This is a genomic window from Micromonospora echinospora (genome assembly GCF_900091495.1).
GTDB classification, from domain to species: Bacteria; Actinomycetota; Actinomycetes; order Mycobacteriales; family Micromonosporaceae; genus Micromonospora; species Micromonospora echinospora.
This window is the reverse complement of the sequence record NZ_LT607413.1, coordinates 3,495,638-3,510,089: the sequence shown is the minus strand read 5'-3', so window position 1 is coordinate 3,510,089 and position 14,452 is coordinate 3,495,638. Positions and strand designations below refer to the sequence as shown.

Sequence of the window (14,452 nt, the reverse complement as noted above, 5' to 3'; positions counted from 1 at the left end):
CGGTACGGCCGTGGGCCGTACCGGGGACACCGGGATCACTCCTGCGGGGGCAGCGGCGAGTGCCGGCTCTTCGGCAGGCGCAGCACCTCGAACTGGTCCGTGCCGTCGACCAGCGCCGGCGAGGGCGTCGGGCGGGCCGGGTCGTCCCCGGACGCGGTGGCCGACGCCGGACCGGCGGCGACCGTGGCCGGCTCGGGCGCGGCGACCTCCGCCGGCTCCTCGCCGGCCGGGGCGGTGTTGTCGCCGGCCGCCCGCCGGGCCTGCTTCCGTTCCTTGCGGCCCTCCACCATGGTGTAGAGCGTCGGCACCAGCACCAGCGTGAGCAGGGTCGAGCTGAGCAGGCCACCGATCACCACGATGGCCAGCGGCTGGGAGATGAAGCCGCCCTCGCCGGTGAGGCCGAGCGCCATCGGCAGCAGGGCGAAGATGGTCGCCACCGCGGTCATCAGGATCGGGCGCAGCCGCCGCCGGCCGCCCTCGACGACCGCCTCCCGGACGCTCATCCCCTGGTCCCGGTACTGGTTGATCAGATCCAGCAGGACGATCGCGTTGGTGACCACGATGCCGACCAGCATCAGCACGCCGATCAGTGCCGGCACGCCCATCGGGGTGCCGGTGACCAGCAGCAGTCCGATCGCGCCGGTCGCCGCGAACGGGATCGACACCAGCAGGATCAGCGGCTGCACCAGGCTGCGGAACGTCGCCACCATGATCAGGAAGACGATCGCGATCGCGGCCAGCACCGCCAGCCCGAGGTCGGCGAAGGCCTCCGCCTGGTCGGCGCTGACCCCGCCGATGGTCAGGGTCGCCCCCGGCACGTCGATCCCGTCCAGCTTCTGCTGCAACGCCGCGGTGGTCGCGCCGAGGTTGGAGCCGGTCGCCGTGCCGGTGACCGTGACGCTGCGCTCACCGTCGATCCGGGTGACCTGCTGCGGCCCCTCGACCTGCTCGACGTCGGCGATGGCGTCCAGGGTCACCGCGCCGACCCGGAGCTGGCGGAGCTGCTCCACGGTGGTCGGCGGAGCGGCGGCGAACCGGAGCACCACGTCACGCTGTCCGCTGTCGAGGTTCACCCGGCCCACCGGGCTGCCCCGGAACGCCTGCCCGACCAGCTGGCCGACGGCCGCCTCGGTCAGGCCGGCCCGGGCCGCGGCGACCCGGTCGACGGTGACGTCGATCCGGGGCACCCGCTCGGCCAGGCTGGACGAGACGTCCTCGACGCCGTCCAGCTCGGCCATGGCCTTCCGGGCCTCCTCGGCGGCGCGGGCGAGCACCTCCGGGTCACTGGCCTGGACGACCACCGCGAGCTGGTTGGCCGAGGCGCCGCCCTGGGCGGCGCCGAAGCTGATCTCGCCGGTGCCCTCGCCGAGCGCGTCGAACTCCCGGCGCAGGTCCTCCTGGAGCTTCTCGGTGTCGGTGTCCCCGCCGAGCGCGACGACGTAGCTGGCGGTGCTGTTGCCGCCGCCGCCCTCCCAGGGCAGGCCGCCACCGCCGATGGTGACCTGGTACGTCTCGACGCCCTCGGTCCGTTCCAGCACCGCCTCGACCTTGCGGGCCGCCTCGTCGGTGCCGGCCAGCCCGGTGCCCACCGGCAGCTTCTGGCTGATGTTCAGGGTGTCCTGGCCGGAGTCGTCGATGAAGTTGGTCTCCAGCCGGGTGGCCAGCCCGAAGGTGCCCAGGAGCACCACCAGGCCGATCGCCACCGTGGCCCACCGCCGACGGGTGGCGAACCCGATCACCGGCAGGTACGCCCGCTGGAGCGGGTTGCGCAGTTCCTTCTCCTCGGCCTCACGGCGGACCGCCTCGACGTCCACCGAGTCGCCGGCCGGCTTGAGGAACCAGTACGCCAGCACCGGGATGACGGTCAGCGAGACCAGCAGCGAGGCGAGCAGCGCCACCGTCACGGTGATCGCGAACGGCGCGAAGAGCTGCCCGACGAAACCGCCGACCAGGGCGATCGGGGCGAACACCGCGACCGTGGTGAGGGTCGAGGCGGTCACCGCGCCGGACACCTCGCGCACCGCGGTGAGGATCGCCTGACGTTTCGGCTCGCCGTACTCCAGGTGGCGCTTGATGTTCTCCAGCACCACGATCGAGTCGTCCACCACCCGGCCGACCGCGATGGTCAACGCGCCGAGGGTGAGCAGGTTGAGCGAGTAGTCCCCGCTCCAGAGCGCCAGCAGGGCCACCAGTACCGACAGCGGGATGGAGACCGAGGTGACCAGGGTGGAGCGTACCGAGACCAGGAAGACCAGGATGACGATGACCGCCATGACCAGGCCGAGCAGGCCTTCGGTGGTCAGCGACTCGATCGACTTCTCGACGAAGGGCGCCTGGTCGAAGACGATGGTCAGCTCCGCCCCGGAGGCCTCCGCCAGGTCGGCGAGGCGGTCCCGGATCTCGTGGGAGATCTCCACGGCGTTGCCGTCCGGGGTGGCGGTGACCATGATGCCGAGGCTGTCCTGCCCGTTGGTGCGGGTGACCGAGGTGGGGGGCGCGAGCTGCTCGGTGACCGCGGCCACGTCGCCGAGGCGGACCGGGGCCGCGCCCGGGGCCAGCACGATGCCGCGCAGGTCGTCGAGGGTGGCCAGCGGCTTGCCGACCTGGACGGTCAGGGAACGTCCACCCTCGACCACCGCGCCGGCCGGCAGGGTGACCCCGTTGGTCTGCAACGCGGTGCCGATCGCGGTGGGCTGCAACCGCGCGGCGGCCAGCTTGGCCGGGTCCGGCGTGATCACCAGCAGGTCGTCGCGGGTGCCGGTCAGGTCGACGGTACGGACCCCCTCGACCGCCTTAAGTTCGGGCAGGACCGCGCTCTCCAGCTTGTCCGCGAGGGCACGCGGGTCGTCGCCGCCGGAGGCGGCGATCACGACGGCGGGCAGGTCGTCCGTGCTGCCGGCGAGCACCTGCGGCTCGACGTCTGCGGGCAGTTGGCCCTGGATGCGGTTCACCGCGGTCTGCATCTTGTTGACCATGTCGTCCACGTCCGAGCCGAACTCGTACTGCACGACGACGGTGGCGGCACCCTCACGGGAGGTGGAGGTGATCTCCTCGACCCCCGGGATGCCCTGGAGGCTGGTCTCGATCGGTTCGGTGACCTGGGACTCGACCACCTCGGGACCGGCGCCGGGATAGGTCGCGACCACGAAGGCGGCCGGGAACTCCAGCGACGGTAGGAGTTGCTGCTTGAGCGACGGTACGGCGAACAACCCGAACGCCGTGGTCACCACCGCGATGAGGGCGACCAGCCCTCGGTTGGCGAGGCTCAATCTGGCGAGCAGCGACATCGGCGTGGCTCACTCCTGGAGTATGGGTTGGCTCGGTACGGCTAGTCTGCCCGACCGAGGTAACGCTCCCACCTCCGGGGTCACCGTGAGGAAACCGCCTGTGACCAGCTCTTTTCCAGGGTTTTGCCATCCCGGGTCGACCGGATCTCCACCCCGGGTCGACGAATTCCCGCCCCGGGGTGGAGGACGGTCAGACCAGGTCGAGGGAGCGGGCCGCGGCGAGCGGGTCGTTGGCGATGGTGATCGGGGCGGGTGCGGTGGAGATCGCCCACTCCGGGTCCTTCAGGCCGTGCCCGGTGACGGTGCAGACGACCCTGGAGCCGGCCGGCACGCGGCCCGCCGCCGCCTGCTGGAGCAGCCCCGCCACGCTGGCCGCGCTGCCCAGCTCGACGAAGACCCCGACCTCCCGGGCGAGCAGCCGGTACGCGCTGAGGATCTCCCGGTCGGAGACCGCGGCGATCAGCCCGCCCGAGTCGTCCCGGGCGTCGACCGCCTTCGTCCAGCTCGCCGGGTTGCCGATCCGGATCGCGGTGGCGATGGTGGACGGCTCGTGCACCACCTGCCCGGTGACGATCGGGGCCGCGCCGGCGGCCTGGAAGCCGTACATCCTCGGGGCGCGGGTGGTGGTGCCGGCGGCCAGTTCCTCGGAGTAGCCCATCCAGTAGGCGGAGATGTTGCCGGCGTTGCCCACCGGCAGGCAGTGGATGTCCGGGGCGTCACCGAGGGCCTCGACGATCTCGAAGGCTGCGGTCTTCTGCCCGTGCAGCCGGTCGGGGTTGACCGAGTTGACCAGCGCGACCGGGTAGTCCTGGGCGAGCTTGGCGGCGAGCGACAGGCAGTCGTCGAAGTTGCCCTGCACCTGGAGCAGCTTCGCGCCGTGCACCAGCGCCTGGGCCAGCTTGCCCAGGGCGATCTTGCCCTGCGGCACCAGCACCGCACAGGTCAGCCCGGCGCGGGCCGCGTACGCGGCGGCGGAGGCGCTGGTGTTGCCGGTGGAGGCGCAGATGATCGCCTTGTTGCCCGCCTCGATCGCCTTGGAGACGGCGAGGGTCATCCCCCGGTCCTTGAACGAGCCGGTCGGGTTGGCGCCCTCCACCTTGAGGTGGACGTCGCAGCCGAGCCGGCTGGAGAGCACCGGCGCGGGCAGCAGCGGGGTGTTGCCCTCGTGCAGGGTGACGACGGGCGTGGCGTCGGTGACCGGCAGTCGTTCCCGGTACTCCTCGATCAGACCCCGCCACATATCGCTCTCCTCGTGTTCCGCGTCGACCCGCCGGACCAGCCCAGCCTGGACCAGTCTCCCGGCCAGCGGGAGGGCGGACCCGGGAATAACCACCTGACGGGACGGGCCGAGCCCGGCTCGCCTACCGGCGCCGGCCGCCCGCCCACCGCCGGCCCGGACGGCGCGACCCGGACGTCGACGGCACATCCACCCACACCGCCGTCACGTCCGCCGAGCGCTGGTCGTTCACTCGCCGCCCTCGACCCGCAGCACGCTGGCGATCGAACGGACCGCGTCCAGCCCGCGCAGCTCCTCGACGGTGGCGGCGAGCGCGGCGTCCGGAGCGGTGTGCGTCACGATCACCAGCACCGCGTCCGCGCCCCGGCCGGCGGGCTCGGCGCCGGCCGGCACCTGCCGGACCGTGGCGATCGACACGTCGTGCCGGGCGAAGACGCCGGCCACGGCGGCCAGCACACCCGGCTTGTCGGCCACGTCCAGGCTGACGTGGTACCGGGTGAGCGCCTCCCCCATCGGCCGGACCGCCAGGTCGGCGTAGGCGGACTCGCTGGGCGCGCGCACCCCGGCGAGCCGGTTGCGGCAGACCGCCACCACGTCGCCGAGGACGGCGCTCGCGGTGGCCGCGCCGCCGGCTCCCCGGCCGTAGAACATCAGCGGCCCGGCCGCCTCCGCCTCGACGAAGACCGCGTTGTACGCGTCGCCGACGCTGGCCAGCGGGTGGCCGAGCGGGATCATCGCCGGGTGCACGCGGACACTGACCGACTCCCGGCCGGTCGCGTCGGCGCCCCGGGCCGCGATGCAGAGCAGCTTGATCGTGCAGCCCATCGCCTTGGCGCTGGCCACGTCGGCGGCGGTGACCTCGGTGATCCCCTCCCGGTGCACGTCGGCCGCGCCGACCCGGGTGTGGAAGGCCAACGAGGCGAGGATCGCGGCCTTCGCCGCCGCGTCGAAGCCCTCCACGTCGGCGGTCGGGTCGGCCTCGGCGTACCCGAGTTCGGTTGCCTCCTCCAACGCCTCGGCGAAGCCGGCGCCGGTGGCGTCCATCGCGGAGAGGATGAAGTTCGTGGTGCCGTTGACGATGCCGGTGACCCGGTTGATCCGGTCGCCGTGCAGCGACTCGCGCAGCGGGCGCAGCAGCGGGATGGCCCCGGCCACGGCGGCCTCGTAGTAGAGGTCCGCGCCGCCGTCGGCCGCCGCGTCGTGCAGCGCCGCGCCGTCCTCGGCGAGCAGCGCCTTGTTGGCGGTGACCACGCTCTTGCCGGCCCGCAACGCGTCGACCAGCCAGCCCCGGGCCGGCTCGATGCCGCCGACCACCTCGACCACCACGTCGACGTCCTCGGACTTGACCAGGCCGACCGCGTCGGTGGTGAAGAGTTCCGGAGCCACCGGCAGGTCGCCCCGGTCCCGGCCGAGCCGGCGGACGGCGATCCCGGCGATCTCCAGCGGCGCGCCGATCCGGGCCGCGAGGTCGGCCGACTGCTCGTGCAGCAGCCGGACCACCTCGCTGCCGACGGTTCCGCAGCCGAGTATCGCCAAGCGCAGGGGTGAGGTCATCCGACATCCAATGCGAGCAGGTCCGCTTCCGTCTCCCGCCGGACGATCAGCCGGGCCCGGCCGTCACGCACGGCCACGACCGGCGGCCGGGGCACGTGGTTGTAGTTGCTGGCCATGCTCCGGCAGTAGGCACCGGTGCCGGGCACCGCGACAAGATCTCCGGGCTGCACGTCGGCGGGCAGGAATTCATCCTTCACCACGATGTCCCCGGACTCACAATGCTTTCCCACCACGCGGGCGAGCAGCGGTGGAGCGGTCGAGGCCCGGGAGGCCACCGTCGCCGAGTACGAGGCGTCGTAGAGGGCGGTCCGGATGTTGTCGCTCATCCCGCCGTCGACGCTGACATACGTGCGGATCCCGTCGACGTCCTTCACCGTGCCGACCTCGTAGAGCGTGAACACCGCCGGGCCGACGATCGCCCGGCCCGGCTCGATCGACAGGTGCGGCACGGCCAGCCGCTGCACCAGGCACTCCGCCTCGACGATCCGGTGCAGCCGCTTGGCCAGTTCCTGGGGCGCGGCCGGATCGTCCTGGGTGGTGTACGCGATGCCGAAGCCGCCGCCGAGGTCCAGCTCCGGCAGCTCCACGCCCCGGGCGTCGCGGATCTGCGCCTGGAGGCCGAGCACCCGCCGGGCCGAGACCTCGAAGCCGTCGGTGTCGAAGATCTGCGAGCCGATGTGCGAGTGCAGGCCGCGCAGCTCCAGCACGTCCTCGTCGAGGATCCGCAGGGCCGCCGTGGCGGCGGCCCCGCCCGCGAGGGAGAAGCCGAACTTCTGGTCCTCGTGGGCGGTGGCGATGAACTCGTGGGTGTGCGCCTCCACGCCGACGGTGACCCGGACCAGCACCCGGGGCCGGACCCCGCGCTCGCGGGCCAGGGCGGTGAGCCGGTCGATCTCGTCGAACGAGTCGAGGATGATCCGGCCCACCCCGGCGTCCAGCGCCCGGGTGAGCTCGGACACGGACTTGTTGTTGCCGTGGAAGCCGATCCGCTCCGGCGGCATGCCGGCGGCCAGCGCGACCGCCAGCTCACCGCCGGTGCAGACGTCGAGGTGCATGCCCTCCTCGGCGATCATCCGGACCACCGCCCGGCAGAGGAACGCCTTGCCCGCGTAGTAGACGTCCTCGTCGGCGAAGGCGGAGCGGAAGTCGCGGCAGCGCGACCGGAGGTCGTCCTCGTCGAGGACGTACACCGGGGTGCCGAACTCGGCCGCGACCGTCCGGACGTCCAGGCCCGCGACGGCCAGCGCGCCGTCCGCGCCGCGCGTCACGTTGCGCGGCCAGAGCTGCGGCACCAGGGCGTTGACGTCGACCGGGGTACGCAGCCACGCCGGCCCCCGGCTGCCGATGTCGCCGTGCAGCGCACCGGCCTCGTGGGCCCGCACTACCTGTCCCCGCTTCGCGACGAGTGGGCTCGCATGGGTGTTACATCCTCTCCGGGGCGGAGACGCCGAGCAGGTGCAGGCCGTTGGCGATCACCGTGCGGGTGGCGTCGTTGAGCCAGAGCCGGGCCCGGTGCAGGTCGGTGACCTCCTCGTCACCCCGCGGCAGGATCCGGCAGCTGTCGTAGAACCGGTGGTACGCCCCGGACAGGTCCTCCAGGTAGCGGGCCACCCGGTGCGGCTCGCGCAGCTCGGCGGCGGTGGCCACCACGGCGGGGAAGGCGGCGAGCGCCTTGAGCAGCTCGTTCTCCTTCTCGTGGTCGAGCAGCTCGGGACGGAACGCCTCGGCGTCGCCCCGGGTGAGCCCCACCTCGGCGGCGTTGCGGCCGACGCTGGCCGTCCGGGCGGCGACGTACTGCACGTAGTAGACCGGGTTGTCCCGGGTGGCCCGGGTCCACAGCTCCACGTCGATGTCGATCATCGAGTCCGAGGAGTAGCGGGCCAGCGCGTAGCGGGCCGCGTCCACGCCGATCGCGTCGACCAGGTCCTCCAGGGTGACCACGGTGCCGGCCCGCTTGCTCATCCGCACCGGCGCGCCGTCGCGGACCAGGTTGACCAGCTGGCCGATGAGGATCTCCAGGTTGCGGGCCGGGTCGTCGCCGAAGCAGGCGGACATCGCCTTCATCCGCCCGATGTAGCCGTGGTGGTCGGCGCCGAGCATGATCACGACCCGCTCGAAGCCGCGCTCCCGCTTGTCGAGGTAGTACGCGCAGTCGGCGGCGAAGTACGTCCACTCGCCGTTGGACTTGCGCAGCACCCGGTCCTTGTCGTCGCCGAAGTCGGTGGTGCGCAACCAGACGGCACCCTCGGTCTCGTAGACGTGACCCTGCTCACGCAGCCGGTTCAGGGCCTGGTCCAGCTCGCCCCGGTCGTGCAGCGACTTCTCGTTGAAGTAGGTGTCGAACTCGACCCCGAAGTCGCGCAGCGACGACTTGATCTCGGCGAACATCAGCTCGACGCCCTCGACCCGGAAGACCTCCTGGGCCGCCGCGTCGTCGAGGCCGAGCGCGTCCGGCCGCCGGGTGAGCACCTCGGCGGCGATCTCGGCGATGTACGCCCCGCCGTAGCCGTCCTCCGGGGCCGGCTCGCCCTTCGCCGCAGCGAGCAGCGACCGGGCGAAGCGGTCGATCTGGGAGCCGGCGTCGTTGAAGTAGTACTCGGTGCCGACGTCGGCCCCGGTGGCACGCAGCAACCGGGCCAGCGCGTCACCGACCGCCGCCCACCGGACCCCGCCGATGTGCACCGGGCCGGTCGGGTTGGCCGAGACGAACTCCAGGTTGATCCGCTCACCGGCGAGCCGGTCGCTGCGGCCGTACTCCGGACCGGCCTGGACGATCGAGCGGGCGAGCACACCGGCGGCGGCGGCGTCGAGCCGGATGTTCAGGAAGCCCGGACCGGCGATCTCCACCGACTTGATCCCGGGGGCCCGGCCGAGCTGCTCGGCGAGGGCGGCGGCGAGCTCCCGCGGCGGCTGCCCGACCTTCTTGGCGAGCTGGAGCGCCAGGGTGGAGGCGTAGTCGCCGTGCTCCGGGTTACGGGGTCGCTCCACCACCGCCCGCTCGGGCAGAGCGGAGCGGTCGAGCCCGCGGTCGGTGAAGACGGCGTGGGCAGCGGATAGGACGACCTCGGCGAGTTCTGCGGGAGTCACCGATCCATGTTATCGGGGGTAGACTCGGTCACTCGTGGGCGACCCTGAACGTCATCGGCCCGCCACTTTCCCCTGACCGACCGACCTGACGAGGCACCATGAGCATCAGCACCCCGGGCGGCGACCAGCGCCGTCCGTCCGTGGTCAGCACCGGCAAGAAGCCGGCCGCCGGCAGGCCCGCGTCCGGCGGGAAGACGGCCGGCGCGAAAACGGCCGGGAAGACCGCCACCGCCCGCCCAGCAGGGGGTGGCAAGGGTCCCCGGAAGCCGATCACCCCGGTGAAGGTCAGCCAGGGGCGCTCGTGGGGTCCGATCGCGCTCTTCGTCGCGGTCGGTGTGCTGGCCGCCGCGATCATCGGCTACGGCGGCTGGGCCGCCTTCAACGGCGCCAAGCCGTGGGACGAGCGGGCCGCCGCCATCGACGGCATCAGCAACTTCCGGGAGAGCGACCCGGACCTGGTCAAGGGCGGCAACCACCAGACCGGCGCCATCCAGTACACGGTCCTCCCGCCGGTCGCCGGGCCGCACAACGCCGCCTGGCAGAACTGCCAGGGTGACGTCTACGACGCGCCGATCTCCAACGAGCACGCGGTGCACAGCCTGGAGCACGGCGCGATCTGGATCACCTACCGCCCCGACCTGCCCGCCGAGCAGGTCAAGAAGCTGGCCGAGCGGGTGCGCGGCCAGGAGAAGACCATGCTCAGCCCGTTCCAGGGGCTGGACAAGCCGATCTCTCTCCAGGCGTGGGGCTACCAGCTCAAGGTCGACAACGCCGACGACAGCCGGATCGACGAGTTCATCAAGACGCTGCGGATCAACGCCTCGGTCGAGGGCCCGAACGCCAACTGCGGTCAGGGCATCACCGCGACCGGCACCGCTCCGCGCGACCTCGGCGACCCGATGACGCAGGGCTGAGCCGATGACCACCGCCACCACGAGGGAGAACACGGCCCCGGCCGCCGGTGACGGCGGACCGGGCGCGGCCCCGGCGCGACGCTGGGGCACCGTCGCACTCGCCGTCGCCGTCGTGCTCGGGCTCCTCCTCGGGTACACCGGCGGCCTGCTCACCCCCCGCATCACCCGACCCGGCGACACGTCGGCGGAGGCCGGTTTCGCGCGGGACATGACCACCCACCACGCCCAGGCGGTGGAGATGGGTCTGATCGCGTTCGACCAGGGCACCGACCCCGAGGTACGCCAGATCGGCGGCGACATCGCCACCGGCCAGCAGGGCGAGATCGGCACGATGCAGACCTGGCTGCGGTCCTGGGGTCTCGATCCGACCGGCTCCGAGCCCAAGATGTCCTGGGTCGCGGACGGCGGCGACATGGTGCGTAACGGGCTGATGCCCGGCATGGCCACCCCGGAGGAGATGGCCCGGCTCCGCGCCGCCCAGGGCCGGGAGTTCGACATCCTCTTCCTGGAGCTGATGACGGCTCACCACATCGGTGGGGTGCACATGATCGACGCGGTGCTGAAGGTCTCCGACGAACCCGACGTCGTGCGCAGCGCCCGCACCATGAAGAACACCCAGCAGAAGGACCTCACCAACCTGCAGAACGCGTTGGCGCGGCTGAGCGGCTGAGCCGCCCGTCCACGCTCCGACGATCGCCGTCCCGCCTGGCGGGGCGGCGATCGTCGTTGGAGGGGAGAGCACCGCCCAGGGGCCGGCATCCGGTCACCGCCCCACCCGTCGACACCACCCGAACTGCGAACCTTTTGTCCGATTCGGTTAGTTCAAGGTTTTTCTACCCACATATCGTGACCAGTTGTGATTCGGGGTCGTTGCGCAGGACGTGGGGGTTGCACTCAGAGACGCACGACGCTCGGTCACCAGTTGGTGCCGACGCCACACCATCGGCGGTGACGGGACGGTGGCAGCCGTCCGTCGCGGACAGCGGGCGGGCGAGCCGGGAACGCTCAGCCGCGAACAGGAACTCGACCTGATCGACGCCCTGCGGGGCGTCCACCCCGACGAGTTCGACCTGGACGAGGAGCTGTGGACACGGCAGAGCCTCACCGACCTCATCCGACGCCGGTACGACCCGTCCATGGACACCGGGGCGGTCGGGGCGTACCTGCGGGCGTGGGGGCTGGGCCCCCGGGAACCGAGGGAACGGGCCTGCGGGCTCTGCGTCGGCGCGGTGGAGCACTGGGTCCGCACCGAGTACCCGGCGATCACCCGGGCCGCCCAGGAGCACCTGGCGGAGGTCTACTGGCTCGGCCGGGTCCGTCTGCGCGGCACCATGCCGGCGGCGGACGTGGTCTCCGCGGTCTCCTCCCGGGGACGGGTCCGCTTCATGATCACCACACCGTCGGTGGACCCGCCGCTCCCCCGGGACTTCGTGCTCCGGCTCAGCGGCGCGGAGGAGCGGACCGTTCACGTGATCATGGACGGCTCCTGGCCGAGGAACGAGTGGCCCCGTCGACTGCCCCGCCGGATCGTGCTGCACCCGCTGCCGAGCTGTGGACGCGTCGCGGCCACCCGGTCCGGCCGTCTCGGGCCAGCGGCCTGACCCGCCCCCGCCGCCGGGGGCGGGAGACTGCGAGCTTCCGCCGGGGCGGGAGGCCGCGGCCTTCCGTCGGACCGACCCGCCCCTCGACGCCGCCGACGGCGGGCTGGCGCAGGCCGCCCGGACACCGCGTTTCACCAGGTACGACGTGCCGACACACCGGCCAGCGGACGGATCGTCCGATACCGATTCGGCGGTTCCCGGGAGCGTTTGCTACTCTTTCCCGGTCGCTGAGCCCCCGTAGCTCAGGGGATAGAGCACCGCCCTCCGGAGGCGGGGGCGCAGGTTCGAATCCTGCCGGGGGCACCTCACACAACTGCGCGACGCCGCCAGAGCTGCTGGTTGTCGCCAATGGCAACACCGCATAAACTGCGACGGCAACGACCACGAACCCCACCGGTCCGTGGTCGTTGCAGTTCGCGGGGCACCAGGATCCGGTGGGCGGCGGTGGGCGTCGTCGCCAGCGGCAACGGCTGTCGGGCCGACGATCTTGTGATCCCCAGAGACAGCGACGTATCGTGGTGGCGCTGTTGCGGCCGACTATGACGTGTGCGTGGTAGCGGGCTCGGCGAGGGGGACCCTGAGTATGTACAGCGTGGGTATCGACCTGGGCACCAGCTTTACCGCCGCTGCCGTCGCCTCCGCCGGGACCGTGAACATGGTGCCGCTGGCCGGGCAGGCACTCGTCACCCCGTCCGTCGCCTTCCTCGACGAGAAGGGCACGCTGCTGACCGGTGAGGCGGCCGACCGCCTCGGTCTCCAGGACCCCGGCCGGACGACGCGGGAGTTCAAGCGCCGCCTCGGTGACCCCACCCCGGTGATCCTGGACGGGGCGCCGTACTCCCCCACCGCTCTGATGGCCGGTCTGCTCCGTTCCGTGGTGGACACCGTCAGCCAGGCCCAGGGCGGCCCGCCCGAGCGGATCGTGCTGACCCACCCGGCGGTGTGGGGCCCGTACCGGCGCGAACAGTTCGCCGCCATCCCGCACCTGGCCGGTCTGTCCCGCCCGGACGACGAGCCGGGCACCGCAGCCGGGTCGAACGGCCCGACCGTCGTCACCACCACGGAACCGGTCGCCGCTGCCACCTACTACTGCTCCACCCAGCCACTGCCCCCGGACGGCCTGCTGGCGGTCTACGACCTGGGTGGAGGCACATTCGACAGTGCGGTGGTCCGTAACGGCCGAGACGGACTGGAGATCGTCGGTACCCCCGAGGGCATCGAATGGCTCGGCGGCGCCGACTTCGACCAGGCGCTTGTGGACCACGTCGACCGTCAACTGGACGGAGCGGTCACCGCGCTGGACCCGGCCGATCCCGGCACCACGTCCATCCTGGCCACTCTCCAGCGCAACTGCATGCTCGCGAAGGAGGCCCTGTCCAGCCACGAGAAGGCCGAGATCCGGGTGCCGCTGCCCGAGTCGGTCCGGCACGTGACCGTGACGCGGGAAGCGTTCGAGCAGATGATCACGCCGCCCGTGGAGACCACCATCGAGACGTTCCGGCGGACCCTGACCGCCGCCGGCATCACCCTGCAGGACCTCACCGCCGTGCTCCTGGTCGGCGGATCGTCCCAGATCCCCCTGGTCAACCGGATGCTGCGGGACACCCTGCGGCGACCGATCATGATCAATACCCATCCGAAGCACGCGGTCGCGCTGGGCGCCGCGATGCTCAGCGCCGCTCCCCGCCCGGCGGCACGGGCCATCCCGGCACCCCGGCGGCCCGAGCCCGCCGCGCCGCCGGCCGCGCTGGCCGTCGCGGCGCCGGCCCGGACCGAGGCTCCACCCGCGACAGTCGGCCGTGACAGCGACGCGCCCGCAGCCGCAGCACCCAGAACCGCGGCTGCATTCGCAGCCGCAGCCACGGCCGTGCTGACGTCCAAGGGCAGGCGTAGCGCGAAGCACCGGGCGCAGCCGCCAGCCCCGCCAGCCAAGTCGGTCACGCCGGTCACACCGGTCAGCCCGGTCAGCGGTCCCCCCGGGCCCAAACCCCCGGCGGACGTGCCGCCCCCGCCGTGGCGACGGTGGTCACGACTCGCGATCACGCGCGTCGTCGTCGCGCTGGTCGCGGTCTTCAGCCTGGTGGGCGCGGTGCTCGTGTTCGGGACCGACACCCCGACCGACCCGCCGAGATCACCCAGCGCGACGTCGATCGCCACCGTTCCGAGCAGCCCGCCGCCGGCACCGACGCCGAACTCGACCCCGAGGGCCACCACCACCCCGAGCAGCACCCCACGGCCGTCCAGCCCGCCCGCCAGGTCCGCCACCCCGAGCAAGCGGCCCACCCAGACGGTGCTCGCACTCACGGACGTCCGGGTGGGCAAGCCGTCGAAGCTGTCCAAGGTTCGCCCGGCAGAGGTCGGTGCCAAGCACTTCGTCGACCGGACAGTCAAGATCTCGAGCATTCCGGGGCCGCTCGACGGAGGAGTGCTGATCCCCGGCTCCAGCGACGACAAGCGGATGACTTCGCCGGCGGACTACCTGACTTTCGATGTCGCGCGCAACGCCACCGTGTACGTCGCCGTGGATAGTCGTGGAGCACCGAATGTGGACAACTGGTGGCCGGCGTGGTTGAACCAGCAGGGCTTCGCCCGTACCAGCATGACCATCAAGACCACCGACACGGCCCAGCCCGGTTTCGTCGTGTTCGCCAAGCAGGTGCCGGCAGGACCCGTCACGCTCGGACCGAACAGCGCGACGAGCGTGTACTCGACCGGCTACATCACGGTCGTGACCGCTCGCTGACGGTGATCCCGTGACGAGGTGACCGCAGG

The 14,452-nt window shown here is 72.2% G+C and carries 9 protein-coding genes and 1 tRNA gene; 5 read left to right on the top strand and 5 right to left on the bottom strand.

The window, feature by feature from the left end:
- Window positions 1-35: 35 nt before the first annotated feature.
- The 5 genes from GA0070618_RS15985 to argS all read right to left on the bottom strand — a co-directional run bounded on the left by GA0070618_RS15985 (window position 36) and on the right by argS (window position 9,165).
- Complete coding sequence (locus GA0070618_RS15985) at window positions 36-3,287, bottom strand: efflux RND transporter permease subunit (RefSeq protein ID WP_088982349.1); 3,252 nt, start codon at window positions 3,285-3,287, stop codon at window positions 36-38.
- Window positions 3,288-3,477: 190 nt separating this feature from the next.
- Window positions 3,478-4,527: a threonine synthase gene (gene thrC / locus GA0070618_RS15980; protein WP_088982348.1), complete on the bottom strand. Its 1,050-nt coding sequence runs from the start codon at window positions 4,525-4,527 to the stop codon at window positions 3,478-3,480.
- A gap of 225 nt (window positions 4,528-4,752) precedes the next feature.
- The gene (locus GA0070618_RS15975) at window positions 4,753-6,066 is read right to left on the bottom strand and encodes a homoserine dehydrogenase (protein ID WP_172900390.1); all 1,314 of its coding nucleotides are present in this window, start codon (window positions 6,064-6,066) and stop codon (window positions 4,753-4,755) included.
- An 8-nt stretch (window positions 6,067-6,074) separates the two neighbouring features.
- A complete protein-coding gene (gene lysA, locus GA0070618_RS15970) occupies window positions 6,075-7,460 on the bottom strand; it encodes a diaminopimelate decarboxylase (RefSeq protein ID WP_088982346.1) in 1,386 nt (461 codons plus the stop codon).
- A 40-nt stretch (window positions 7,461-7,500) separates the two neighbouring features.
- Window positions 7,501-9,165 carry an arginine--tRNA ligase gene (argS, locus tag GA0070618_RS15965; RefSeq protein WP_088982345.1) on the bottom strand — a complete coding sequence of 555 codons (1,665 nt, stop codon included), beginning with the start codon at window positions 9,163-9,165 and terminating at the stop codon, window positions 7,501-7,503.
- A 98-nt stretch (window positions 9,166-9,263) separates the two neighbouring features.
- Here argS and GA0070618_RS15960 point away from each other — a divergent pair, with 98 nt between their 5' ends.
- From GA0070618_RS15960 to GA0070618_RS15940, 5 genes are all read left to right on the top strand, one after another.
- The gene (locus GA0070618_RS15960) at window positions 9,264-10,079 is read left to right on the top strand and encodes a DUF3105 domain-containing protein (protein WP_088982344.1); all 816 of its coding nucleotides are present in this window, start codon (window positions 9,264-9,266) and stop codon (window positions 10,077-10,079) included.
- A 4-nt stretch (window positions 10,080-10,083) separates the two neighbouring features.
- Window positions 10,084-10,749 carry a DUF305 domain-containing protein gene (locus GA0070618_RS15955; protein WP_088982343.1) on the top strand — a complete coding sequence of 222 codons (666 nt, stop codon included), beginning with the start codon at window positions 10,084-10,086 and terminating at the stop codon, window positions 10,747-10,749.
- Between the two features lie 211 nt (window positions 10,750-10,960).
- Window positions 10,961-11,680 carry a winged helix-turn-helix domain-containing protein gene (locus GA0070618_RS15950; protein WP_088982342.1) on the top strand — a complete coding sequence of 240 codons (720 nt, stop codon included), beginning with the start codon at window positions 10,961-10,963 and terminating at the stop codon, window positions 11,678-11,680.
- Between the two features lie 231 nt (window positions 11,681-11,911).
- A tRNA-Arg gene (locus GA0070618_RS15945) sits at window positions 11,912-11,983 on the top strand.
- A 289-nt stretch (window positions 11,984-12,272) separates the two neighbouring features.
- The gene (locus tag GA0070618_RS15940) at window positions 12,273-14,423 is read left to right on the top strand and encodes an Hsp70 family protein (RefSeq protein ID WP_170107912.1); all 2,151 of its coding nucleotides are present in this window, start codon (window positions 12,273-12,275) and stop codon (window positions 14,421-14,423) included.
- Window positions 14,424-14,452: the final 29 nt, after the last annotated feature.